Origin of the sequence: Microcella sp., from assembly GCF_051860105.1 — a bacterium.
Lineage (GTDB): Bacteria > Actinomycetota > Actinomycetes > Actinomycetales > Microbacteriaceae > Microcella.
Genome location: NZ_JBHYEO010000028.1, coordinates 1 through 23,176 on the forward strand (window position 1 = coordinate 1; position 23,176 = coordinate 23,176).

The following is a 23,176-nucleotide window of genomic DNA, read 5'->3' on the forward strand; positions in this document are numbered from 1 at the left end:
AGGTGTAGAACGTGGCGTGGCCGAGCGTGACGAGCACGACCGTGACGCACAGCAGCACGACCGGAGCGAGGGTCGCGTCGCGCACGGCGGCGGGGCGGGCGGAGGCGGGCCCGGCCGCATCCATCACCCGGTGCTCGACCGGGGGCAGCACCGCGACGATGAGCGCCCCGATGACGACCACGAGCCCGGCGATGACGCCGAACGACGCTCGCCACCCGACGGCGGCGCCGAGCAGGGTGCCGAGCGGCACGCCCGCGACGGTCGCGACCGTCGCGCCCGAGGTCGCCACGGCGACCGCGCTCGCGAGGCGCTCCGGGGGCACGAGCCGCGCGGCGTACGGCGACACGACCGCCCAGAACACTCCGTGGGCGGCGCCGCCGATCACGCGGGCGACCACGAGCACCGCGTAGGTAGGGGCGAGTGCGGCGACGAGGTTGGCGACGGCGAAGACGGCCAGCAGAACGACGAGCAGACGCTTGCGCGGCACCTGCCGCGTCAGGTGCGTGAGCGGAGCCGTCGCGACGACGACCGTGCCCGCGAACACCGTGATGAGCAGCCCCACCTGGGCCTCCGTGATGCCGAGCTCGGCCCGCAGCTGCGGCAGCAGGCCGATGGGCAGGAACTCGCTCGTGACGGCCACGAAGATGCCGGCCGAGAGCAGCAGCAGCGATGACCAGGGCAGGCGCATGGGGTCAGCGTATCCGCGCGGTCGCACCGCGGGGCACGAATAGGCTGGGCGGGTGAGCGAGACCCCCCACCACTGGATCGTGACGCTCGTCTGCGACGACCGGCCCGGCATCGTGCACGCCGTCACCGGTGCCATCGTCGACGCCGAGGGCAACATCACCGAGCTGCAGCAGTTCTCGAGCCTCGGCTCGGGTCGATTCTTCCTGCGCCTCCAGACCGAGACGCTCGCCGACCGCGACCAGCTGCTCGCCGCGCTGCAGCCCGTCATCGACCACTACGGCATGCAGTGCCGCATCGACGCCGTCGGCCGCCCGCTGCGCACGCTCGTGCTCGTGTCGAAGGCGGCGCACTGCCTCAACGATCTGCTCTTCCGGCAGCGCAGCGGCCACCTGCCCATCGAGATCCCCCTCGTGCTCGGCAACCACCCCGACCTCGCCGAGCTCGCCGCGTTCTACGACGTGCCGTTCGAGTCGCGAAGCGTGACGAGCCCCGACGAGAAGGCGGCCATGGAGGCGCGCATTCTCGAGGTCGTCGAGCAGCACGACATCGAGCTCGTCGTACTGGCGCGCTACATGCAGATCTTCTCGCCTGAGCTGTGCGCCGCTCTCGCGGGCCGGGCGATCAACATCCACCACTCGTTCCTGCCCGGGTTCAAGGGCGCGAACCCCTACGCCCGTGCGCACGCCCGCGGTGTCAAGCTCATCGGGGCGACGGCGCACTTCGTCACGAGCGACCTCGATGAGGGCCCGATCATCGAGCAGAACGTGACGCGCGTCGACCATTCGCGGTCGCCCGACGAGCTCGTCGTCATCGGGCGCGACATCGAGAGCCGCACCCTCAGCCAGGCGGTGCGCTGGTTCGCGGAAGACCGCGTGCTGCTCGACGGCCAGCGCACGATCATCTTCACCTAGGAGGGCTGCCGTGCCGACGCTGCTGACGAACGCGAGCCTGCTCGACGCCGACGGTCGGCGCGAGGGCTGGGTGCTGACCGACGGCGACCGCATCGCGGCGACCGGGCTGACGGAGGTGGATGCTCCGCCTCCCGCCACGACCGTCATCGACCTGCGCGGCCGCACGGTCACGCCCGGCTTCATCGACCTGCACGGACACGGCGGCGGGGGCGCCGCGTTCGACAACGGTGCGGAGGAGATCGCCACGGCGCTCGCGGTGCACCGCGCGCACGGCACGACCCGCTCGGTCATCTCGCTCGTCGCCAACCCGCTCGTCGACGTGCGCGAGTCGCTCGCGCTCGTCGCGCGCCTCACCGATCACGACCCGACGATCGTCGGCTCGCACCTCGAGGGGCCGTTCCTCGCCATCGGCCGCCGCGGCGCGCACGCCCCCGAGTTCTTGCGGGAGCCCGACCCGCAGACCATCCAGGGCCTCATCGATGCCGGGCGCGGCACGATCCGGCAGGTCACCATCGCCCCCGAGCTTCCGGGTGCCCTCGACGCCGTGCGGCAGTTCGCCGATGCCGGCATCGTCGTCGCGATCGGGCACACCGAGGCCGACGAGCACATCGCGCGGGCGGCCTTCGACGCGGGGGCGACGCTCGTGACGCACGTGTTCAACGCGATGCCGGGCATCCACCACCGCGACCCGGGGCCGATCGCGGCCGCCTTCGACGACGACCGGGTGTCGCTCGAACTCGTCGCCGACGGGGTGCACGTGCACCCCTCGATCGTGCAGATGGTCTTTCGGGCGGCACCGCATCGCGTCGTTCTCGTCACCGACGCCATGGCCGCGGCCGGCGGAGCCGACGGGCACTACCGGCTCGGCTCGCTCAACGTCGACGTGCGCGGCGGTATCGCGCACCTCGCGGGCACCTCGACGATCGCCGGCTCGACGTTGACCCAGGATGCCGCGTTGCAGCACGCCGTCATGGTCGCGGGGGTGCACGAGAGCGCCGCCGTCGAAGCGCTCACCCGCACGCCCGCGTGCGTGCTCGGCCGCGACAAGGAATGGGGCTCGCTCGCCGCGGGTTATGCCGCCGACCTCGTGGTTCTCGACGCCGACTGGCGGGTCGAGCGGGTCTGGGCCGCAGGAGCGGAGATCGGAGCCATCGGGTGAGCACGAGCGAGCACGCTGTCGACAACGGACGGTTCGCGCAGGGCACGTGGACGCGCGACCCGGTGTCGAGCGACATCGACAGCGCGGGCGCCCTCGTCGTCGAGGCCGCCGAGGGCAGCGACTGGTGGCGCGACACCGCCTACGGCTTCCGGCATGAGAACGGGCACGCGCTGCTTGCGCCCTGGCAGCCGAACACGGCGGTCGAGGTCACCTTCGAGCTCGAGGGCTTCACGGGCCAGTTCGACCAGGCCGGCCTCGCCGTGATCGTCGACGACGCCCACTGGATCAAGGCGGGTGTCGAGCACAGCGACGGGCACCAGCAGCTCGGCGCCGTCGTGACCGTCGGAGCGAGCGACTGGTCGACCGGGCGCGTCGACGACTGGGTGGGCACGGCGGTCACCGTGCGGGCATCCCGCATCGCCGATGCCGTCGTCATCCGCGCGCGATCGTCGGCCGACGTGGAGTGGCGGCTCGTGCGCGTCGCCCGCTTCCCCCACGAGTCGGCGCTCATCGGGCCCATGCTGTGCGCTCCGACCCGCGCGGGCCTGCGGGTTCGCTTCCTCGACTGGCGGGTGACGGCGGCCGACACCGAGCTGCACGCCGAGCCTCCCGCCTAGACCGGGCGCCGCGTCACAGCTCCTGCCAGGCGGGCTTGTGCGCCCAGGCGTGCCGGTAGTAGTCGGCGAAGCGCAGCGCCGACGCCGCGGCCTCGTCGACGACGACCGTCACGCGCCCGTGCAATTGGATGGCCGAGCCGGGCAGCGACGAGGTGACCGGCCCTTCGACCGCGGCCGCGAGCGCCTCGGCCTTCGCCGCCCCGAAGGCGAGCAGCACGAGGTGCCGCGCCGCGAGGATCGTGCCGAGGCCCTGCGTGATGCAGTGCAGCGGCACCTCGTCGGGCGCGGCGAAGAAGCGCGCATTGTCGCGCCGAGTCTGCTCGGTGAGGGTCTTGACCCGCGTGCGCGAGGCGAACGACGACCCCGGTTCGTTGAACCCGATGTGGCCGGTGGCCCCGATGCCGAGCAGCTGGAGGTCGACGCCGCCTGCCGCCGCGAGGTCGCGCTCGTAGCGATCTCCCGCCTCGGCGAGAGAGGTCTCGCGTCGCGCGCCCCCGGCGAGGTCGTCGCCCGGCACGCGCACGCGCGCGGGGTCGAGGCCGAGCGGGGCGATCACCTCGCGCTCGATGACGGCGCGATACGACTGAGGATGCCCCGCCGGCAGCCCCACGTACTCGTCGAGCGCGAATCCGCGCAGGTCGCGCAGCAGGGCCGCGTGCGGGCGCAGGGCCTCGTACACGGGCAGTGGGCTGGATCCGGTGGCGAGCCCGAGGACGGCATCCGGGTGCCGCTGCACGAGAGCGACGATCGCGTCGGCGACGAGCGCCCCGCCTGCCGCGGGGCTCGGAACGACGACGACCTCGGTCATACGGCGACCGCCGGCACGCTCGGCTCGCCCACGAGAGCGGCCCCCACCGCGCCCACGGGGCTGGCCGGCGGCACGAGCAGCACGCGGTCGGCGAGTGCGAGCGAGGCGAGGAAAGGCGAGGTGCGCGCATCGGCGTCGAGCCGCGCGCGCACCTGCCCGAGCAGTCGATCGCCGAGAGAGCTCAGGCCTCCCCCGATGACGACCGCGTCGACGTCGACCGTGAGCACCAGGATGCGCACCGCCGCCGCCACGTTGCCGACGAGCCGCTCGGCGACCGCTGTCGCCTGCTCGTCGCCGTCGTCGGCCGCCGCGAACAGCGCGCTGGCCGGGGCGCCGGCGCCCTGCGGCCAGAGCCGCGCGAGCGCCGACCCCGAGGCGAGGGTCTCGAGGCAGCCGCGCTGGCCGCACCGGCACAGCTCACCCTGCGGGTCGACGGGAATGTGCCCGATCTCGCCGGCCACACCGCGCGATCCGCGCCAGACCCGACCGTCGAGCACGAGACCCGCCGCCAGCCCGGTGCCGAGATTGAGGTAGGCCATCGAGCGCAGGCGCGGATCGCCGAGCAGGTGGAACGCGCCGAGTGCCGCGGCGTTGACGTCGTTCTCGACCACGACCGCGCGGCCGAGTTGGGCGCCGAGCACCGCACCGAGGTCGAGCGAGTCGAGCCCCAGGTTGACCGCGTGCGCGACGTGCCCCGTCGCGGGGTCGACGCGACCGGGCACGCCGACGCCGATCGAGCCGAGTGCGCTCGGGGCGACCCCGAGCTCGTCGGTGAGCGCGATGACGACTGCGTGAGCGCTCGCGACGACGGCCTCCGCGCCAAAGCCCGTGGGCAGCCGCGTCTCGGCGAGCACCGCCCCGGCCGCATCGAGCACGACCGCGTGCACCTTGGTGCCGCCGATGTCGACGCCGAGTCGCAGGGCGCCCGCGCTCACGAGCCGCTCCGTTCGAGCCAATCGAGCAGGGCGGCGCCCATGGCCCGCGAGGCACCCCACGTCACGACGTCGGCGTGCTCGCGCGCCTCGTCGGGCCAGCCCATGTCGACGACGATCGTGTCGGGATGCGCGGCGCGGGTCTGCGCGATGAGCGCGCGGACCCAGGGGTGGCGGTGCACGCCGAGCCCTACGAGCACCGGCTGCACGCCCGGTTCGAGCTCGATCGACTCGCCCTCGCCGATCTCGACGACGTCGGCCCCCGCGGCGCTCGGGCCCCACGGCGCCACGCCGACCGCGATGTTGGCAACGGTGCGCAGGGCGATGAGCTGACGCCGTGCCTGCACCACGTCCCCCGGTCGCGACTCGATCGCGCCGGCCAGCACCGTGAGCTCGACCGGCGGCGCGTCGTCGGCCGTGATGCCGGCGGGCACGGGGGTCTCGGCGGCGATGCGGTGCGACTCCGCAGCGAGTGCGGCCACGCGCGCCGCGGCATCCTGCACCCGGGCGGGCGGCAGCTCGCCGCGCCCGATCGACTGCTCGACCGCGGCCACGATGTCGTCGAGCTGCGCGTCCGAGTTGTCGGTGCCGATGCAGAGCAGGTCGCAGCCCGCGGCGAGCGCGCGGGCGGCGGCGGTCGGGATGCCGAGCTCGCCGCTCGCGCCCGCCATGTCGAGGGCATCCGACACGATGACGCCGTCGAAGCCGAGCTCGTCACGCAGCAGCGACTGCAGGATGCGCGGCGAGAAGGTCGCGGGCCCGCTGTCGTCGACGTCGGGCAGCAGGATGTGCGAGGTCATGATCGTGCGGGCGCCCGCCGCGATCGCGGCGACGAAGGGCACGAGCTCGCGCTGCCGCAGCTCGGCGAGATCGCCGCGCACGATCGGCATCGCCAGGTGCGAGTCGAGCTCGGTGTCGCCGTGACCGGGGAAGTGCTTGACGCTCGCCGCGACGCCCGTCGACTGCAGACCCTGCACCCAGGCCGCCGTGTGCCGGGCGACGAGGTGCGGGTCGGCGCCGAACGAGCGCGTGCCGATGACGGGGTTGAGCGGGTTGGAGTTGACGTCCGCGTCGGGCGCGAGGTCGAGGTCGATGCCCGCGAGCCGCAGCTGCCAGCCGACCGTGCGCCCGACGTGCTCGGTGAGCGCGAGGTCGTCGAGGCGCCCGAGCACGGCATTGCCCGGGTAGGGCGAACCGACGTCGTAGAACAGGCGCGTGACGTCGCCGCCCTCCTCGTCGATCGCGACGACGGCAAGCGGATTGGCCGCCCGGATCTCGGCGACGAGGGCGACGAGCTGCGCGCGCGAGCGGATGTTGCCGCCGAAGAGGCACACGCCCCCGAGCCCCGCGCGCAGGCGGTCGGCCAGCCAGTCGGGCAGGGCATGCCCCGCGAAGCCGGGCATGAGGGTGCCGAGCACGGCGATCATCCCTTCACCGCCCCGGCGACGAGCCCGCTCGTCATGCGCCCCTGCACGACGAGGAAGAAGATGATGACGGGGATCGCCATGAGGGTCGAGCCCGCCATGATCGCCGCCCAGTTCGTCGTCTGCGTCGCCTGCTGGAAGGTGCGCAGCCACACCGGCAGCGTCATCATCTCGGGTCGGCTCATGACGACGAGGGCGAGCAGGAACTCGTTCCAGGCCTGGATGAACGCGAAGACGCCCGTCGCGACCAGCCCCGGCGCGAGCAGCGGGAAAGTCACACGCCAGAAGGCCTGCGTGCGCGTGCAGCCGTCGATCATGGCCGCCTCTTCGAGCTCGATCGGCACGCCGTTGACGAAGCCGCGCAGGGTCCACATGGTGAACGGCAGCACCGTCGCGACGTAGACGAGCGTGAGGCCGACGATCGTGTTGAGCAGCTGCCAGCCGTCGAGCACGCGGAAGGTCGAGACGATCATCGCCTCGCCCGGGATCATCTGGATGACGAGGATCGTCAGGATGAACGCCTTGCGTCCGCGGAACCGGAACCGCGTCACGGCGAGCGCCGCGAGGAACGCGAACAGCAGCGCGACCATGACCGTCAGCAGCGTGACCATGAGCGAGTTGCCGAGCGCGGGCAGGAAGGGCGCGCGGCCCTCGCCGCTCAGCACGAGCTCGTAGTTGCGCAGGGTGAACTCGTCGGGCCAGAAGTGCGGCACCGGGCCGCGGATGAGGTTGTTGGGCAGCAGGCTCGTGTTGAGCATCCAGTAGACCGGGAACACGCTCACGAGGAAGACGACCACGGCGATCGCGCTGAGCGCGACCTGCGTCGCCTGCCGCTTGACGAGGGCCGGGCTCACAGCGTCTCCTCCTGGATCGACTTCTTCACGTAGTAGATCGAGATGGTCATCATGATGATGACGAGGATGACCGCGATCGCCCCACCGGCCCCGAAGTCGCCCGTGCCGAGCGAGGTCTGAAAGATGTAGACCCCGATCGTGCTGGTCTGCTCGCGGATGCCGCCGATGCCTTGCAGGGCGTAGATCTGCGTGAACACCCGCAGATCCCAGATCACCTGCAGGATCGTCACGACGAGGAAGATCGACTTGAGGTACGGGAAGACGATGAGGCGGAACCGCGCCACGGAGCCGGCGCCATCGAGCTGCGCGGCCTCGAGCACCTCGTCGGGCACCTGCGTGAGACCCGCGTAGACGGTGAACGCCACGAAGGGCACGCTCTGCCACGTGATGATGATGGTCGCGACCGCGAAGAAGCTCAGCGGCTCGATGAGCCACGAGTGGCCGATGAGGTCGACGCCCGGCAGCTGGCTGAGCACGTAGTTGATGACGCCGTACTGGGTGTCGAACATCCACCCCCAGACGACGACGGCCGTGAGGGCGGGCATCGCCCAGGCGAGCAGCAGGCCGACCGAGACCAGCAGCCGGAAGAAGCGAGTGAGGCGCGTCATGAGCAGCGCCACGAGGGTGCCGAGAACCATGGTGAGGGCGACGTTCGCGGCGGCGAACAGGATGCTGCGCCCGAGCACGTTCCAGAAGACCGGGTCGCTCAGCACGGCGACATAGTTGTCGAGGCCGACCCAGGGGGCGGGGGCGCCGAAGATCTGGGCCCGACCGAACTCTTGGAACGAGATGATGACGAGCTGCAGCAGCGGCCAGCCGATGATCGCCAGCAGCACGACGCCGGTGGGCACCAGCAGCAGGGCCGGGGTCAGCGTGCGGGGCCGGCGGCGCCGGGGCGCCGGGGCGGCGCGACCCGCCGGGGGCGGCAGCTCGGCGTGCGGCGGCGGCGATGCCGGCCGGGTGCCGATGGGTGCCAGAGCCATGGGTGCTCCTTGTAGATTGACACGGTGCCGTCACCTTCCTAGGGCGATGGTCACCGTCCGGTGGTGGCCAGGGGCAACTGGCCACCACCGGTGGGGATGAGTCGTGCGGGGCTTCTAGTTGAGAATCTCGGCCATGCGCGCGTCGACCTCGGCCGCGAGGGCCTCGACGTCACCGCCCTGCGCGATCTTCACGAAGAAGTCCTGCAGCACGCCGGCCGCTTCGACCTCGGCCCACGCGGGTGAGGCGGGGGTCAGCTTGGCGTTGCTCGCCGCCGCCGAGATCGCCTGCGCGGTCGCGTCGGTGCCGATCGTGTCGCCGAGCGAGACGAGCGCGGGAACCAGGCCGGCGCCGCCGAGGATCGACTGGTAGCCCTCGCTCAGCATGATCGCGAGCGCGCTCTTGGCGAGCTCGGGGTGCTGCGAGTTGGCCGACACGGCGATGTTCGAGCCGCCCGCGAAGACCTGCGCGGGGCCGCCGTCGATGCCCGGCAGGGCGAACACGCCGAGCGTGGCCTCCTTGTCGGGGCAGCCGGGCGCCTCGGCGTCGGCGGGGGCAAGGATGCTCCACTTGAACCAGCTCGGAGCACTCAGGTGCCCGATCTCGCCGGCGCAGAACGGCACCTGCGCTTCGGCCTCGTTGCCGTCCTTCGGCGCGACGGACGCCTCGGTCATGACCTGCTGCACCTGCTCGAGACCGGCGATGGCCTCGGGGCTCGAGAAGCCGGGCACCCACTCGCCGCCCTCGAATGTGGCGATCTCGCCGCCGTTCTCCCAGATGTAGGGCAAGGCGTTGTACCAGTCCTGGCCCGGGAAGTAGATGCCCGAGACACCGGGGTTGGCCTCGGCGATCGCGATGCCGTTGGCGACATACTCGTCGAGGGTCGTCGGAACCTCGAGGCCGAGTGCCTCGTACATGGCGGTGTCGTAGAACACGACGCGCGCACCGGAGTAGTACGGAGCCGCCGAGAACACGCCGTCGTAGGTGCCGGCTTCGACGAACCCGGGCAAGAGGTCGTCACCCCCGAGCGCCTCGTAGTCGGCGGTGAGGTCGAGGAACGCGCCGGCGCTCGTGAACGCTGCCGCCTGGGTGTTGCCGACCTCCACGACGTCGGGGCTGTCGCTGCCCGACAGGCTCGTCGTGAGCTTGTCGACGAGTCCGCCCCAGGCCTGCTCCTCGATGACCAGGGTGTTGCCGGGGTTCTCCGCCTCGAAGGTCTCGACGAGATAGTCGCGCGCCTCCTGCGGGGTGTCGGTGCCGACGAGCCAGACGCGGATCTCGGCGCCGGTAGTGGCCTCGGGGGCTGCCGTGGCGCAGCCCGCAAGAGCGAGGGCTGCCGCCGCGCCGAGCGCGACGATGCTGAGCTTTCTCATGGTGCGTACCTTTCCTAGGGCGATGGTCGTGCCGACCTGACGGCCGGCACCCGTGGTGCTGGGGCCTCTCACGAGACCCCGAGTCGCGCGGAGAGCACCATGACGGCAGCGCCGCGCATCACGATGTCGCCTCCGAGCGAGGTCAACCGCACCGTCAGATCACCGTGGAACTGCTCCATGGTGCGCTGGCGGAGGGTGTCGACGGTCGCCTCGGCGAGGGTCCCGTCCAGCAGCTCGATGGGGCCCGAGAGCACCACCTCGCTGAGATTGAGGGCCCCGACGATCGGGGCCAGAGCGATGCCGAGGCGCTCTCCGGCCTGGCGCAGCACCGCCTCGCGCGGCTCACCGGCCGCGATGCGCGCCTGCAGTCGCGGCACAGCGAGCCAAGTCTCGAGGCATCCCTGCTTGCCGCAGGCGCAGGCCTCACCGCCGTCGGTGCCGACGACGACGTGCCCGATCTCGCCCGCGGCGAAGCGCGAGCCGAAGAGCGGCGTGCCGTCGAGCAGCAGACCGGCACCGACGCCGTAGCCGACCATGACGAGCATGAGATCGGCCGAGGCCCCGCCGAAGCCGTACTCGGCGAGCGCCGCGGCGTTCGCATCGTTGGCGACGATGACGGGCAGGCCCAGCTCGGCCTGCAGGCGCGCCTGCAGCGGCAGGTCGTTCCAGCCCCGGTTGGGCGCCGTCAACACGCGACCGGCGAGGTCGACGATGCCGGGCGATCCGATGCCGATGCCGAGCACGGGCCGGTCGGCGATGGCCGTCAGCTCGCGGGTGAGCGCGAGGGCGGCGGCCGCGGCATCCTCGCCCACGAGACCTCGGGCGTCGATCTCGCGGCGCTCGAGGATGGTGCCGTCGAGGTCGATGAGCGCGCCGCGGAAGACCTCGGTGTCGCCGAGGTCGATGCCGACGATGCGGTGGCCGTCGCGGTGCAGGTCGAGCAGCGTCGCGGGCTTGCCCGGGCGGCTCGCGTCGACGCGGGTGCCGAGCTCGAGGGCGAGCTGCTCATCGATGAGCTCGGCGACGAGGTCGCCCACCGTCACGCGCGTGAGCGCGGTCTCGCGGGCCAGGTCAGCACGACTGAGCGGGCCCGAGCGGTAGAGGGTCTGCAGCACGAGGGAGCGGTTGTGCGCCCGCGCCTGCTCGGGCAGCACCTTGGCGCTCGGCCGCAGCACGCGACGCGGTCCGAAGCTGTCGACCTCCGTTGTCATGTTTGTTAGTACACCTTACGAACAAACTTTCCGCAAGGGGCGAATTCTCGGCGCACGCTTACGACCGGGCCGCAGGCTGGAGTCGAGCTGTGACGTGAGAGGAGCACCCGTGAGCCGGACGGCGGCGAGGACGACCCCCCGCAGGAGCATCCGACCCGTGCTGCCGCTGGGCGCCGCCCTGCTCGGCACGCTCACCGGCTGCGCGACGGCGGCCGAGGTGGGCACCGCACCGGAGGCCACCGGCGAGGCGCAGCAGACGGAGACGGCGGTCGACGCCCGCTACCGCGACGGCAGCTATCGGGCCGACGGCCCCTATCAATCGCCCGCCGGCGGCGAGAGCATCATCGTCGTTCTGCAGCTCGAGAACGACATCGTCACCGACGTCGAGATCGGTCTCTACCCCACAAGCGCCACCAGCTCGACCTACCAGGCGGAGTTCGCCGGCGGCATCGGCGATCTCGTCATCGGGCACGACATCGATTCGCTCGACGTCACCGTCGTGGCGGGGTCATCGTTGACCTCCACCGGGTTCCGCGCGGCGCTGGCGACGATCAAAGCGGAGGCCGTCGAGAGCTGAGTCCGTCGAGAGCCGAGACCGCGACATGCGGCAAACCCTTGAGGCCAGTACAGCGAATACCCACCGAGACCCGACAGGCTGGTGACCGTCGGCTGAGCGCCGCCTGAACCCCGCGACGACCCGGAGAACTGATGACCCGCATGATGACCGGCAGCGCCCGCATGACGGCCGCCCGTATCGCCGCGCCGATCGGCGCCACGGCCGCGCTGCTCGGCACCCTCACGGGGTGCTCGACCGCCGCCGAGGCCGAGGTGCCCGTCGACGCGAGCTACCGCGACGGCACCTACCAGGCCAACGGCACGTACCAGTCGCCTAATGGCAGCGAGAACATCATCGTCGTCATCGAGCTCGAGAACGACCTCGTCGCCGACGTCGAGATCACCATCAACCCCAACAACCCGACCACGGCGAACTACCAGGGCCAGTTCGCCGACGGCATCGGCGACATCGTGATCGGCGAAGACATCGACACGCTCGACGTCACCGTCGTGGCTGGATCGTCGCTCACGAGCAACGGATTCCGCGAGGCCCTCACCGCCATCAAGGCGGATGCCCTCGAGAGCTGAGGTCGTGGCGCAGCCCACGCAGTTCGAGGCGATCGGAGCCCCCTGGCGCATCGGCGTCGGTGGAGCCAGCACCCCGGTCTCCTCGCTCGGCGAGCCGCTCGCCGATGACGACCTCGGCGCGGTGCTCGAGCGCATCGAGCGGTTCGACCGCGACTGGTCGCGGTTCCGTGACGACTCGCTCGTCAGCCGCATCGCCCGAGAGCCGGGGTCGTGGCGCCTGCCCGCCGACGCCGAACCGCTGCTCGAGCTCTACGAGCAGCTGCACGCCCTCACGGATGCGCGGCTCAGCCCCCTCGTCGGCACCTCGCTCGAGCGCCTCGGCTACGACGCCTCCTACCGCTTGACTCCGAGCGGCGACCCGCTGCCCGCCCCGAGCTGGGCGGACGCGATCGCCCTGCGCCGCTCGGCCGAGGGCCTCGAGCTCGACGCGATCTCCCCCGTGCTGCTCGACGTCGGCGCCGCCGGAAAGGGCTACCTCGTCGACCTCGTCGGCGACCTGCTCGCGACCCGCGGTGTGACTGAGACGCTCGTCGATGCGAGCGGCGACGTGCGCGTGCGGGGCGGGCGCAGCATCCGGATCGCCCTCGAGAACCCGGCCGACCCGACGAAGGCGGTCGGCGTCGCGGAGCTGCACGACGCCGCCCTGTGCGCCTCGGCGCTCACCCGCCGCGCCTGGGGAACGGGCCTGCACCACATCGTCGACGCCGTCACCGGGCGACCGATCGCCGACGGCGTCATCGCCACCTGGGTCGTCGCCGATTCGGCTCTGGTCGCCGACGGCCTCGCCACGGCGATGTTTCTCACCGATCCGGCGCGTCTATCCGAAGCGTTCTCGTTCGAGTGGGTTCGACTGGGCATCGACGGTCGCCTCGAGGCGAGCGCAGGGTTTCGAGGGGAGCTGTTCGCATGAGAGCACGGGTGGATGCCCTGACCGGCCGGGTGAGCATGTACCGGTTGGCGATCATCACGCTCGCGATCGTGCTCGCGCAAGCGGTGCTGTTCGGGTTCCTCGATGTGATCGGCCCCGACGGGTACGCGATCCTCGGCACGCTCGGCGTCGTGATGGTCGCGACGCTCGGCGCGAACGAGATCGCCGCACGGCTCGCGCGCGTCGTGCCGCACCGCGAGTCGAGCGTCATCACCGCCCTCATCGTCACCTGCATCGTGCAGCCGAGCCTCACCACCACGGGTCTCATCGCGGCCGCGGGTGCGGGCGTGCTCGCGGGGCTCTCGAAGTACCTCATCGTGTGGCGCGGGCGGCACCTGCTCAACCCGGCGGCCACCGGCGTGCTCATCGCGGGCATCATCGGCTACTACGCCGGTCAGGGCGTCGGCTTCTGGTGGGTCGCGACGCCCGCCCTCCTGCCGGCTGTCGCCGTCGGCGCGCTGCTGCTGCTCGACCGCACACGCCGCCTCGATGTCGGGCTCATCTTCATCGGGCTGACGATCGTGCTCATCGGCATCCGCCTCGTCGCGACGGGCACCGCACCCCTCGGCGCGGTCACGACGGTGCTGCAGCTGTTCCCGGTCGTCTTCCTCGCGGGGTTCATGCTCAGCGAGCCCCTGACCCTGCCGCCGCGGCGCTGGCAGCAGTGGCTGACCGCGGCCGTCGTCGCCGTGGCCTTCTCGGTTCCGTTCGGGTTCGGACCGATCTACACCTCGCCCGAGCTCGCCCTCGTGCTCGGCAACATCGTGGCCTTCGCCGTGTCGCGTCGCGAGGGCTTCTCGGTGCGACTGGTCGACCGCGCGGCGCTGTCGCCGTTCGCGACCGAGTACCGCTTCGAGCCGTCGCGCCCCCTGCGCTTCGAGGCGGGGCAGTACCTCGAGCTGCATCTGCCGCACTCCGCCGACATCCGGGGCATGCGCCGCACCTTCTCGATCGCCTCGGCTCCCGAGCGCGCGGTGGCCGACGAGCCGCGCCTCACGATCGGCATCCGCACTCCCGAGGGCGGCAGCTCGTTCAAGGCGGCCCTCGGCACTCTCGAGCCGGGAACGCGCATCGCGGCGACCCAGACGGCCGGCGACTTCCTGCTGCCGCGCGATGCGGGCATCCCGCTCGTCATGGTCGCCGGCGGCATCGGCATCACCCCGTTCGCGAGCCAGCTCGCGAGCCTCGCCGAGCGTGGCGAGCAGCGTGACATCGTGCTCGTCGTGATCTCGTCGAACCCGGGAGAGGTGATCTACCGCGACGTGATCGACGCGTCCGGAGCGCGCCTCGTCGAGCTCGCCCCCGACCAGCTGACGGCGGATGCCCTCCGCGACCTGATCCCCGACCTCGCCGCGCGGCGCGGGTACGTCTCGGGCGCGCCCTCGATCGTCGCGGCGGCCCGCACCGCTCTGCGCCGGGCGGGATGCCGCCGCGTGCGCACGGACTACTTCGCCGGGTACTGAGCTGGCTCGGGCCCCGCGATGGTCGTCGCGCCCCGGCGCGTGCGCGGAGCATCCAGCCCCGGCACGGGCGCTGCGCCGGCCCGCACCGCGCGTAGGGCGCCGAGAATGGCGATGAGGTCGACGACCTCCTGCAGGGCGGCCCCCGCGATCGCCGGCAGCAGGCCGACGGCCGCGACGAGCATGAGCCCGATCGAGATGGCGATGCCGAGCCAGATGCTCTGCAGGGCGATGCGCACCGTGCGCTGCCCGATGGCGACGGCGCGGGCGACGCGCGAGATGTCGTCGAGAAGGATCACCACGTCGGCCGACTCGCTCGCCGCCGTCGAGCCCCTCGCCCCCATGGCGATGCCGACGTCGCTCACCGCGAGCACGGGCGCGTCGTTGACGCCGTCGCCGACCATCACGACCGGGCGCGGCTGCGCCTCACGGATGATGCGCACCTTGTCGTCGGGGAGGCACTCGGCGTGCACCTCGCTGATGCCGAGGCCCGCCGCGATCGGTTCCGCGGTCGCCGCGACGTCGCCCGTGACCATGAGCGTGCGCGTGACCCCGAGGGCGCGGAGGGCAGTGAGCGTGGCGACGGCGTCGTCGCGCACAGCATCCCGCAGCACCACGACGCCCGCGAACCGCCCGTCGATCGCCGCATAGATCACGGCCTCGCCGCTCTCACCGGTGCGGGGCACCACATCGGGTGCATGCTCGCCGACGAACGCGGGTTTGCCGACGACCACCTCGCGGCCGCCGATCATCGCGATCACGCCGTGGGCGGCGACCTCGCGAGCATCAGCCGCGTCGAGCAGCGTGAGCTCGCGGTCGACCGCCGCCTGCTGCAGCGAGTCGGCGAGCACGTGCGAGGAGTAGCGCTCGGCCGACGCCACGAGCTGCACGAGCTCGTCGTGCTCGAAGCCCGGCTCGGCATGCGCCCCGACGACGACCGGCCGGCCCATGGTGAGAGTGCCCGTTTTGTCGAAGGCGACGGTGCGCGCCCGCGCGAGTTTCTCGAGCGAGCCGGCGTTCTTCATGACGATGCCGCGCTTGGCCGCGCTGCTCATGCCGCCCATGAAGGCCACGGGTGCGGCGATCAGCAGCGGGCACGGAGTGGCCACGACGAGCACCTCGGCGAAACGCACGGGGTCGCCGCTGAGCGCCCAGGCGACGCCCGCGATGCCGAGCGAGACGGCCGTGAACGGCAGGGCGTAGCGGTCGGCCAGCCGCACGAGAGGGGCCTTGCTGCTCGCGGCGTCGCGCACCAGCTCGACGATGCGCTGGTACTGCGAGTCGGCGGCCAGGGCCGTCGCCACGACCTCGACGGCGATCGGACCGTTGACCGAGCCGCTCATCACATCGTCTCCGGCCACCTTGTCCACCGGCAGGCTCTCGCCCGTGAGCGACGACTCGTCGAAACCGCCGAGAGGGCTCGCGAGCTCGGCGTCGACCGGCACGATCTCGGCGGGCCGCACGAGCAGACGATCGCCCGTGCGCACCTGGTCGGCGGCAACATCGACGATCGCACCGTCCGGCTCGATGCGGTGGGCGAGCTGAGGCACCCGGTCGAGAAGCGCGCGCAGCTCGCGCTGGGCGCGGCCCGCGGCGGCGACCTCGAGGGCCTCTCCGCCGGTGAGCATGAGCACGATGACGAGACTCGCCCAGTACTCCCCCACGACGATCGTGCTCACGATCGCCGTGACGGCGAGAATGTCGAGGCCGAACTGCTTCGACAGCAGCCCGCGGATCATGCGGACAGCCTCGAGCGCGGCGATCGCGAGCGCGTAGAGCGAGATGAGCCAGCGCGCGGCCGGCTCGAGACCCGAGGCGACGAGCACGCCGGCCACGAGCCCGATCGCGAGCGTCACGGCGACGAGGGGGAAGCGGCGCACGAGGGCGGCGATGCGGGTCATGAGACTGGTCTAGTGCGATTCAGGAGCCTGCACCAGGGCCAGAGGGCACGATGTGCGCCTGCGCCCGGCGGTCAGGCGGGCCGTCAGAGGTGCGTGAGGGCCTCCCGGCCACCCCGCACGTAGGCCGTCCACGAGGAATCTCGGTGCATGAGGTGGCTCCACTGCGATCCCCACGAATCACTGTCGGGCAGCGCGGCTCCGGAGCGTGATGCACGGAGGGCATCGCCGAGGGCCGCGACGGCGCCTTCGTGGTACTTGGCGGCCGGCAGACGCTCGCGCGCGAGCGTGCACAGCGAATCGTCGCCGGCAGCACTGGTCAACGCATCGAGTGCCGCGGCGCGAGCGGCCGCGATGCGCGCGACGCGCTCCATGGCGGGCCTAGCCGCAGGTGCAGCGCTCAGCGACGGGCACGCCGTCGAGCGCCTGCTCGATGTGCTGGCCGCAGCCCGACCAGGTGACCTTGCCGCACGCGGGGCAGCGGGTGGGAGAGCACAAGGGGATTCCTTCCGATGAACGAGGGGCGCCGAACGCGCTCATTCAGGATACCCCCGGGGGTATATTTTCGCAACAGCCCGGCGGTCGGACCGCAGACGCCGGATGCCCGGGGCACATGGCCCCGGGCATCCATTCGATCTCGGCGTCGCCGCTACGCGAGCCGCGCCTTCAGGTTCTCGTCGAGCGCGGCGAGGAAGTCCTCCGTCGTCAGGTACGGCTGCTCGGGGCTGATGAGAATCGCGAGGTCCTTCGTCATCTTGCCGCTCTCGACCGTCGTGATCACGACATCCTCGAGCGTCTCGGCGAAGGTGATCAGCGCCTGGTTGCCGTCGAGCTTGCCGCGGTGCATGAGCCCGCGGGTCCACGCGAAGATCGAGGCGATGGGGTTCGTCGACGTCGGCTTGCCCTGCTGGTGCATGCGGTAGTGGCGCGTCACCGTGCCGTGCGCGGCCTCGGCCTCGACGACCTTGCCGTCGGGGCTCGTGAGCACGCTCGTCATGAGGCCGAGCGAGCCGAAGCCTTGCGCGACGGTGTCGCTCTGCACGTCGCCGTCGTAGTTCTTGCAGGCCCAGACATAGCCGCCCTCCCACTTCATGGCCGAGGCGACCATGTCGTCGATGAGGCGGTGCTCGTAGGTGATGCCCGCGGCCTCGAACTGGCTCTTGAACTCGGCCTCGAAGACCTCCTCGAAGAGATCCTTGAAACGGCCGTCGTAGGCCTTGAGGATGGTGTTCTTGGTCGAGAGGTAGACGGGGTAGTTGCGCGCGAGGCCGTAGTTGAGCGAGGCGCGGGCGAAGTCGCGGATCGACTCATCGAGGTTGTACTGCACCTGCGCGACACCGCTGCCGGGCGACTGGTAGACCTCGAACTTGAGCGGCTCCGAGCCGTCCTCCGGGGTGAACTCGACGGTGAGCGTTCCCTTGCCCTCGAAGCGGAAGTCGGTGGCGCGGTACTGGTCGCCGAAGGCGTGCCGGCCGATGATGATCGGCTTGTTCCAGCCGGGCACGAGGCGCGGGATGTTCGAGATCACGATGGGCTCGCGGAAGATGACGCCGCCGATGATGTTGCGGATGGTGCCGTTCGGGCTCTTCCACATCTTCTTGAGGCCGAACTCCTCGACGCGGGCCTCGTCGGGCGTGATCGTGGCGCACTTGACGCCGACGCCGTGCGTGATGATCGCGTGCGCCGCGTCGATCGTCACCTGGTCGTCGGTCGCGTCGCGGTGCTCGATGCCGAGGTCGTAGTACTCGAGCGTCAGGTCGAGGTAGGGGTGAATCAAACGGTCCTTGATGAACTGCCAGATGATGCGGGTCATCTCGTCGCCGTCGAGCTCGACGACCGTTCCTTCGACCTTGATCTTCTCCACGAGGGGGTGCCTTTCCGTCAGTGATGTACCGCCCGCCAGCCTACCGGCTCCGCGACGTTGTCTCGATGTCGAGATACATCGGCACCCCCGCCGGCCAGAGGCACCGTCTACCCTGGGGGCATGGGGAGCTTGAGACTCGAAGAACTGTCGGCGAAGACGATCGTGGCGGCGAACGGCCTGACCCTCAGACCGGGGCAGGAGCAGTTCGTCACACCCGTGTCGTACTCGGCCGCCGACGCCTACGTGAACCCCACGACCACCTGGGCCCGCGTCGTGCTCGACGGCGACGACGTCGTCGGCTTCATCCGCGGCAACTTCGACGCCGACAACCCGCGGCCCGAGTTCCGCAGCTGCATCTGGCGCATCAACGTGGATGCCACGTCGCAGGGCCGCGGCATCGGAAAGTTCGCCGTGCACGAGCTGGCGGAGGAGGCGCGTCAGCGCGGCTTCCACACCGTCACCGTCATCTGGGAGACCGGCGACGACGGCCCCGGCGAGTTCTTCCGCCGCATCGGCTTCGTCGAGACCGGCGAGACCGAATACGGCGAGAAGATCGGTGCGCTCACCATCTGAGAGCGTCGCCATGCCTGATCGCGGGATGCCCGACTCGAGCCCGCCGCCCCTCGACTTCGGCGGTGCCGTGCTGATGGTGGTCGACGGCATCCCGCCCGGCCGCGTCATGACCTACGGCGACGTGGCCGCCGAGCTCGGCTCGCGCGGAGCCCGCGCCGTCGGCCGGGTCATGGCCACCGAGGGCTCGAGCGTGCCGTGGTGGCGCGTCGTGCGCGCCGACGGGCGCCCGCCCGCGGGGCACGAGGTCGAGGCTCTCGCCCACTACCGCGCCGAGCGCACGCCGCTGCGCCGGGGAGACGAGCGCGGTGTCGACGACGGGGGCGCCGCCGGGCTCGACGACCGGCACGGCCCGCACGCCTACCGCCTCGACCTCGGCGCGGCGCGCTGGTCGCCCTCATAGACCCGGGGCGCTCGCGGCGATACTGTGCCCGAGTGCGGCGTGCGCCGCGCATCCCGACCCTCCGGAGGTTCTCGTGACCGACTCCCCCGCGCCCCGCACCCGCAAGCCGAAGGCGACGACCGCGACCCCCGCAGCCGCGGCTCCCGATTCGCCCGCCGCCGAGCCCACCGTCAGCCCGACGGCTCCGGCCCTCGCCGATCAGCTGCTCGCGCTCGACGTGAGCGCCGTGCCCGGGTTCTTTCGCGCGCTCGTCGACTTCCGGTTCACGACCTTCATCACGCGGCGCATCGCCGGCTTCATCTACGCCATCCTGCTCGTGAGCATCCTGCTCGCCGGCCTCGTCGCCTTCTTCAGCATCGTCGTCACGGGCGTCGGGCTCATGACCGGCGGGCAGCCCGTCTCGGGCGTGCTGACCGTGATCGGCGCCCTCGTGCTCGTGCCGATCGCGACGCTCGTGGCCGTCGTGCTCGCGCGCATGATCGTCGAGGTCAACGTGGCCCTCGTGGCCATCGCCGAGAACACCGCGGGGCTGCGCCGGCCGTAGGCGCGGGTGATCCGGCCTAGAAGACCGAGAGCAGCATGCCGCCGCCCGCGCCGACGATGACGACCGCCCACGCGGGCAGGCGCATGACGACGAGCAGCACGGTGCAGAGCACGGCGAGGGCGACGGTCGGCACGTCGACGAGCGCGCTCGTCATGACGGGGTCGTAGAGCGCGGCCGCGAGCACGCCCACGACCGCCGCGTTGGCGCCGCGCACGAGGGCGGGCACGGCGGGTCGGCCCTGCAGCGCGCCCCAGAACGGCAGCACGCCGATGATGAGCAGCAGCCCCGGCAAGAAGATCGCGATGAGCGCGACGCCGGCGAGCAGCACCCCCTCGACCCCCGGCGCGATCGAGGCGCCGAGAAAGGCCGCGACCGTGAACAGCGGCCCCGGCACGGCCTGCGCCGCCCCGTAGCCGGCGAGGAACTGCGACGGCGTCACCCAGCCCGGGTCGACGACCGCGGTCTCGAGCAGCGGCAGCACGACGTGCCCCCCGCCGAACACGAGGGCTCCGGCGCGGAAGAACCCGTCGGCGACCGCGAGCGGCTGGCTCGGCACGAGCGCGGCGAGCAGGGGAAGACCGAGCAGTAGCGCGCCGAACACGACGAGGCAGGCGGCGCCCACGTGACGCGAGATCGGGATGCTCAGCCCGCCCCCGACCGCCTGCCCACCCGCCCGGCACAGCAACAGGCCCGCGAGCGCGCCGAGCACGATCGCCGCGAGCGTCGCCCAGCCCGTGCCGACGAGCAGCACGAGCAGACCCGCGACCACGGCGATGCTCGCGCGGCGCAGGTCAGGCGTCAGCGAGCGCGCCATGCCCCACACCGCGTGGGCGACGACTGCAACGGCGACGACCTTCAGCCCCGCGATGAGCCCCTCGGCGACCCGGCCGTCGAGCAGCGGCGCGCTGAGAGCCGCGAGCACGAGCAGCACGGCGCTCGGCAGCGTGAACGCCGCGAACGCCGCGAGGCCGCCGAGCAATCCCGCCCGATGCACCCCGAGCGCGAACCCGACCTGGCTCGAGGCGGGCCCGGGCAAGAACTGCGCAAGAGCGACGAGCTCGGCATAGCCCTGCTCGCTGATCCACCGCCGACGCACCACGAGCTGCTCGCGGAAGTAGCCGAGGTGTGCGACGGGTCCGCCGAACGACGTCAGGCCGAGCACGGTGAACTGGCCGAGTACCTCGAGCGCCGCGCCACGCCGCGCCGGCCCGTCGCCGGCCGGCAGAGCGACCGCACCGGGTGCGCGCTCGGTCTCGGGCGCGTCGTCGGGCTCGAGCGGAGCATCCACGGGCCGATCGGTCACACCGCGAACCCTACCCAGCCGCGGTGAACCGCGGGCGCGTCCGCGCGCCCCGATGGCACCTACACGAGCGACTCGCGCCAGGCCGCGTGCAGCTGGGCGAACTTGCCCGTGCCCGCGATGAGCTCGGCCGGAGTGCCGTCTTCGATCACGCGGCCGTGCTCCATGACGAGCACGCGGTCGGCGATCGCCACCGTCGAGAGCCGGTGCGCGATGATCACCGCGGTGCGGTCGGCGAGCAGCGTCTGCAGCGCCTCCTGCACGAGCCGCTCGCTCGGGATGTCGAGCGAGGCCGTCGCTTCGTCGAGGATCAGCACGGTCGGGTCGGCGAGGAACGCGCGCGCGAACGAGATGAGCTGCCGCTGCCCCGCCGAGACGCGACCGCCACGCTTGTTCACGTCGGTGTCGTAGCCGTTCGGCAGCGACTCGATGAAGTCGTGAGCCCCGACGGCCTTCGCCGCCGCGACGATCTGCTCGCGCGTCGCCTCGGGGTTTCCGAGCGCGATGTTGTCGGCGACCGTGCCCGAGAACAGGTAGGCCTCCTGCGTCACCATCACGATCGCGCGCCGCAGGTCTTTCGGGTGCAGCTTGCGCAGGTCGACGCCATCGAGCGTCACAGCGCCCCCGGTCGGGTCGTAGAAGCGCGCGATGAGCTTCGCGAGCGTCGACTTGCCCGCGCCCGTCGTGCCGACGAGGGCGATCGTCTGCCCGGCGGGGATGGTGAGCTCGAGGTCGGGCAGCACCACCGTGTCATCGGTGTACGAGAAGCGCACCCGGTCGAAGTGCACGGTGCCGCGCGCCTTCCACAGGTCGATCGGCGTCGTCGGGTCGGGCACGCTCGGCGTCTCCTCCAGCACGCCCGAGATCTTCTCGAGCGCCGCCGCGGCCGACTGGTACGAGTTGTAGAACATGGCCATCTCTTCGGCCGGGTCGAAGAACCGGCGGGTGTAGAGCACCACGGCGAGCAGCGCGCCGATCGCGAGCGCGCCATCCACCACCCGGAACGCGCCGACGACGAGCACGGCCGCGACCGTGACGTTGCCGATGAGCACGAGCCCCGGGTCGAAGATGCCGAACAGCTGGATGACGCGCGCATTGGCATGCCGGTAGTCCTCGACGTGCCCGGCGAACTGCCGCGCATTGCGCGGCTCTTTGCGGAAGGCCTTGACCGCGCGGATGCCCGTCATGGTCTCGACGAAGTGCACGATCAGACGGGCCGAGGCCACGCGGGTCTGCCGGAACAACGTCTGCGAGCGCACCTGGAACCACCGCGTGAGCAGCAGCAGCGGGATGAGCGAGACGGCGAGCACGATTCCGGAGGTCGGGTCGATCAGCACGAGCGCCGCCGCCGTGAAGCCCATGTAGATGAGCCCCGAGACGAGCTGGTTGAGCCCCGAGTCGAGCAGTTCGCGGATCGAGTCGAGGTCGCTCGTCTGCCGCGCGATGATGCGGCCCGAGGTGTACGACTCGTGGAACTCGAGCGACAGGCGCTGCGTGTGCAGGAAGACACGCTTGCGCAGATCGATCAGGATGGCCTGGCTCAGCCGTGCGCTCATCACCTGGTACACGGCGATGAGCGCGGCGCCCGCGATGCCGGTGAACAGGTATGCGGCGACGATCAGCGAGACGGGCATCCAGTCGTTCTGATCGAGCAGCGCCGGAAGGCCGCGGTCGATGCCGACGGCGATGAGCGCGGGGCCCGCCACCTGCAGCGCGATCGAGATGATGATGACGACCATCGTCAGTGCGATGCGTGCACGCACCGGCCGCACGAGCGAGCCCAGCAGGCGCAGCGAGCGCGCGCGCATGCTCTTCGATTCGGCGCGCGAGAAGTCGTCGCGCTCTTCGCCTTCGACCCCGGTCACGCTCATCGGGTCACCTCGCCCTCGTTGTCGATCACGCGCTTCTCCCGGTCGATGGCATCGCGACGCCGGCCCTCCTGCTCGGCGAGCTTGAGCTCGCGGTCAGCGCGCTCCTCGGCCGCGAGCTGCTCGTCCTCGAGCGAGGAGATGACGTAGCGGTAGTGCTCGTTGCGCTTGAGCAGTTCGCTGTGCTTGCCGACGTCGGTGATGCGCCCCTCCTGCAGCAGGGCGACGCGGTCGGCCATCT

Annotated in this window: 24 protein-coding genes; 10 read left to right on the plus strand and 14 right to left on the minus strand. The window is 71.6% G+C overall.

From position 1 onward, the window contains the following. On the minus strand, nt 1-688 hold a 688-nt coding region (locus ACTIE9_RS11865), incomplete at its 3' end, for an MFS transporter (RefSeq protein WP_439565779.1). Nucleotides 689-740: 52 nt separating this feature from the next. On the opposite strand from ACTIE9_RS11865, the gene purU reads away from it, so the two are divergent. From purU to ACTIE9_RS11880, 3 genes are read left to right on the plus strand one after another with little or no spacing between them, the layout of a single operon-like run. Then, a complete protein-coding gene (gene purU / locus ACTIE9_RS11870; RefSeq protein ID WP_439565780.1) occupies nt 741-1,598 on the plus strand; it encodes a formyltetrahydrofolate deformylase in 858 nt (285 codons plus the stop codon). Nucleotides 1,599-1,608: 10 nt separating this feature from the next. Next, nucleotides 1,609-2,757 carry an N-acetylglucosamine-6-phosphate deacetylase gene (gene nagA, locus ACTIE9_RS11875; RefSeq protein WP_439565781.1) on the plus strand — a complete coding sequence of 383 codons (1,149 nt, stop codon included), beginning with the start codon at nt 1,609-1,611 and terminating at the stop codon, nt 2,755-2,757. Further along, nucleotides 2,754-3,374, plus strand: a complete 621-nt coding sequence (locus tag ACTIE9_RS11880) for a DUF1349 domain-containing protein (RefSeq protein ID WP_439565782.1) — start codon at nt 2,754-2,756, stop codon at nt 3,372-3,374. The genes nagA and ACTIE9_RS11880 overlap by 4 nt, the downstream gene beginning before the upstream one ends. Nucleotides 3,375-3,387: 13 nt before the next feature. Here the strand turns inward: ACTIE9_RS11880 and ACTIE9_RS11885 are convergent, their stop codons facing one another. The 7 genes from ACTIE9_RS11885 to ACTIE9_RS11915 form a co-directional block, all read right to left on the minus strand. Next, on the minus strand, nt 3,388-4,182 hold the full coding sequence (locus ACTIE9_RS11885; protein WP_439565783.1) for a glucosamine-6-phosphate deaminase: 795 nt from the start codon (nt 4,180-4,182) through the stop codon (nt 3,388-3,390). Continuing rightward, nucleotides 4,179-5,117, minus strand: coding sequence for an ROK family protein (locus ACTIE9_RS11890; protein ID WP_439565784.1), 939 nt, complete (start codon nt 5,115-5,117; stop codon nt 4,179-4,181). The genes ACTIE9_RS11885 and ACTIE9_RS11890 overlap by 4 nt, the downstream gene beginning before the upstream one ends. Beyond that, a complete protein-coding gene (nagZ, locus tag ACTIE9_RS11895) occupies nt 5,114-6,541 on the minus strand; it encodes a beta-N-acetylhexosaminidase (protein ID WP_439565785.1) in 1,428 nt (475 codons plus the stop codon). The genes ACTIE9_RS11890 and nagZ overlap by 4 nt, the downstream gene beginning before the upstream one ends. Further along, complete coding sequence (locus tag ACTIE9_RS11900) at nt 6,538-7,392, minus strand: carbohydrate ABC transporter permease (RefSeq protein WP_439565786.1); 855 nt, start codon at nt 7,390-7,392, stop codon at nt 6,538-6,540. Before ACTIE9_RS11900 ends, nagZ begins: the two co-directional genes overlap by 4 nt. Next, a complete protein-coding gene (locus tag ACTIE9_RS11905; RefSeq protein ID WP_439565787.1) occupies nt 7,389-8,375 on the minus strand; it encodes a carbohydrate ABC transporter permease in 987 nt (328 codons plus the stop codon). The genes ACTIE9_RS11900 and ACTIE9_RS11905 overlap by 4 nt, the downstream gene beginning before the upstream one ends. 114 nt (nt 8,376-8,489) lie before the next feature. Continuing rightward, nucleotides 8,490-9,746: an extracellular solute-binding protein gene (locus tag ACTIE9_RS11910; protein ID WP_439565788.1), complete on the minus strand. Its 1,257-nt coding sequence runs from the start codon at nt 9,744-9,746 to the stop codon at nt 8,490-8,492. 68 nt (nt 9,747-9,814) lie between these two features. Further along, nucleotides 9,815-10,957, minus strand: coding sequence for an ROK family protein (locus ACTIE9_RS11915; protein WP_439565789.1), 1,143 nt, complete (start codon nt 10,955-10,957; stop codon nt 9,815-9,817). Between the two features lie 157 nt (nt 10,958-11,114). Here ACTIE9_RS11915 and ACTIE9_RS11920 point away from each other — a divergent pair, with 157 nt between their 5' ends. From ACTIE9_RS11920 to ACTIE9_RS11935, 4 genes are all read left to right on the plus strand, one after another. Further along, nucleotides 11,115-11,534: a hypothetical protein gene (locus tag ACTIE9_RS11920; RefSeq protein WP_439565790.1), complete on the plus strand. Its 420-nt coding sequence runs from the start codon at nt 11,115-11,117 to the stop codon at nt 11,532-11,534. A gap of 131 nt (nt 11,535-11,665) precedes the next feature. After that, nucleotides 11,666-12,100 carry a hypothetical protein gene (locus ACTIE9_RS11925; protein ID WP_439565791.1) on the plus strand — a complete coding sequence of 145 codons (435 nt, stop codon included), beginning with the start codon at nt 11,666-11,668 and terminating at the stop codon, nt 12,098-12,100. Between the two features lie 4 nt (nt 12,101-12,104). After that, on the plus strand, nt 12,105-13,010 hold the full coding sequence (locus ACTIE9_RS11930) for an FAD:protein FMN transferase (protein WP_439565792.1): 906 nt from the start codon (nt 12,105-12,107) through the stop codon (nt 13,008-13,010). Beyond that, the gene (locus tag ACTIE9_RS11935) at nt 13,007-14,491 is read left to right on the plus strand and encodes an FAD-dependent oxidoreductase (protein WP_439565793.1); all 1,485 of its coding nucleotides are present in this window, start codon (nt 13,007-13,009) and stop codon (nt 14,489-14,491) included. The genes ACTIE9_RS11930 and ACTIE9_RS11935 overlap by 4 nt, the downstream gene beginning before the upstream one ends. On the opposite strand, the gene ACTIE9_RS11940 is transcribed toward ACTIE9_RS11935, so the two are convergent. The 3 genes from ACTIE9_RS11940 to ACTIE9_RS11950 all read right to left on the minus strand — a co-directional run bounded on the left by ACTIE9_RS11940 (nt 14,473) and on the right by ACTIE9_RS11950 (nt 18,250). Continuing rightward, complete coding sequence (locus ACTIE9_RS11940; protein WP_439565794.1) at nt 14,473-16,389, minus strand: heavy metal translocating P-type ATPase; 1,917 nt, start codon at nt 16,387-16,389, stop codon at nt 14,473-14,475. The genes ACTIE9_RS11935 and ACTIE9_RS11940 overlap by 19 nt on opposite strands. Nucleotides 16,390-16,472: 83 nt before the next feature. Further along, complete coding sequence (locus ACTIE9_RS11945; protein ID WP_439565795.1) at nt 16,473-16,760, minus strand: hypothetical protein; 288 nt, start codon at nt 16,758-16,760, stop codon at nt 16,473-16,475. A gap of 275 nt (nt 16,761-17,035) precedes the next feature. Then, on the minus strand, nt 17,036-18,250 hold the full coding sequence (locus ACTIE9_RS11950; RefSeq protein WP_439565796.1) for an NADP-dependent isocitrate dehydrogenase: 1,215 nt from the start codon (nt 18,248-18,250) through the stop codon (nt 17,036-17,038). A 120-nt stretch (nt 18,251-18,370) separates the two neighbouring features. Here ACTIE9_RS11950 and ACTIE9_RS11955 point away from each other — a divergent pair, with 120 nt between their 5' ends. From ACTIE9_RS11955 to ACTIE9_RS11965, 3 genes are all read left to right on the plus strand, one after another. Beyond that, entirely contained in the window at nt 18,371-18,823 is a 453-nt protein-coding gene (locus ACTIE9_RS11955) for a GNAT family N-acetyltransferase (protein WP_439565797.1), read from the plus strand. A 10-nt stretch (nt 18,824-18,833) separates the two neighbouring features. Continuing rightward, nucleotides 18,834-19,223 (plus strand): MGMT family protein, encoded by a 390-nt coding sequence (locus ACTIE9_RS11960; RefSeq protein WP_439565798.1) that lies wholly within the window; start codon nt 18,834-18,836, stop codon nt 19,221-19,223. Nucleotides 19,224-19,296: 73 nt separating this feature from the next. Continuing rightward, nucleotides 19,297-19,767: a DUF4282 domain-containing protein gene (locus ACTIE9_RS11965; protein WP_439565799.1), complete on the plus strand. Its 471-nt coding sequence runs from the start codon at nt 19,297-19,299 to the stop codon at nt 19,765-19,767. Nucleotides 19,768-19,783: 16 nt separating this feature from the next. Here ACTIE9_RS11965 and chrA read toward each other — a convergent pair whose 3' ends face one another. The 3 genes from chrA to ACTIE9_RS11980 all read right to left on the minus strand — a co-directional run. Further along, nucleotides 19,784-21,070, minus strand: coding sequence for a chromate efflux transporter (chrA, locus tag ACTIE9_RS11970; protein WP_439565800.1), 1,287 nt, complete (start codon nt 21,068-21,070; stop codon nt 19,784-19,786). Nucleotides 21,071-21,129: 59 nt separating this feature from the next. Continuing rightward, the gene (locus ACTIE9_RS11975) at nt 21,130-22,938 is read right to left on the minus strand and encodes an ABC transporter ATP-binding protein (protein WP_439565801.1); all 1,809 of its coding nucleotides are present in this window, start codon (nt 22,936-22,938) and stop codon (nt 21,130-21,132) included. Continuing rightward, nucleotides 22,935-23,176, minus strand: a 242-nt coding sequence (locus tag ACTIE9_RS11980; RefSeq protein ID WP_439565802.1) for a hypothetical protein, incomplete at its 5' end; no start/stop codon positions are given. The genes ACTIE9_RS11980 and ACTIE9_RS11975, both read right to left, overlap by 4 nt.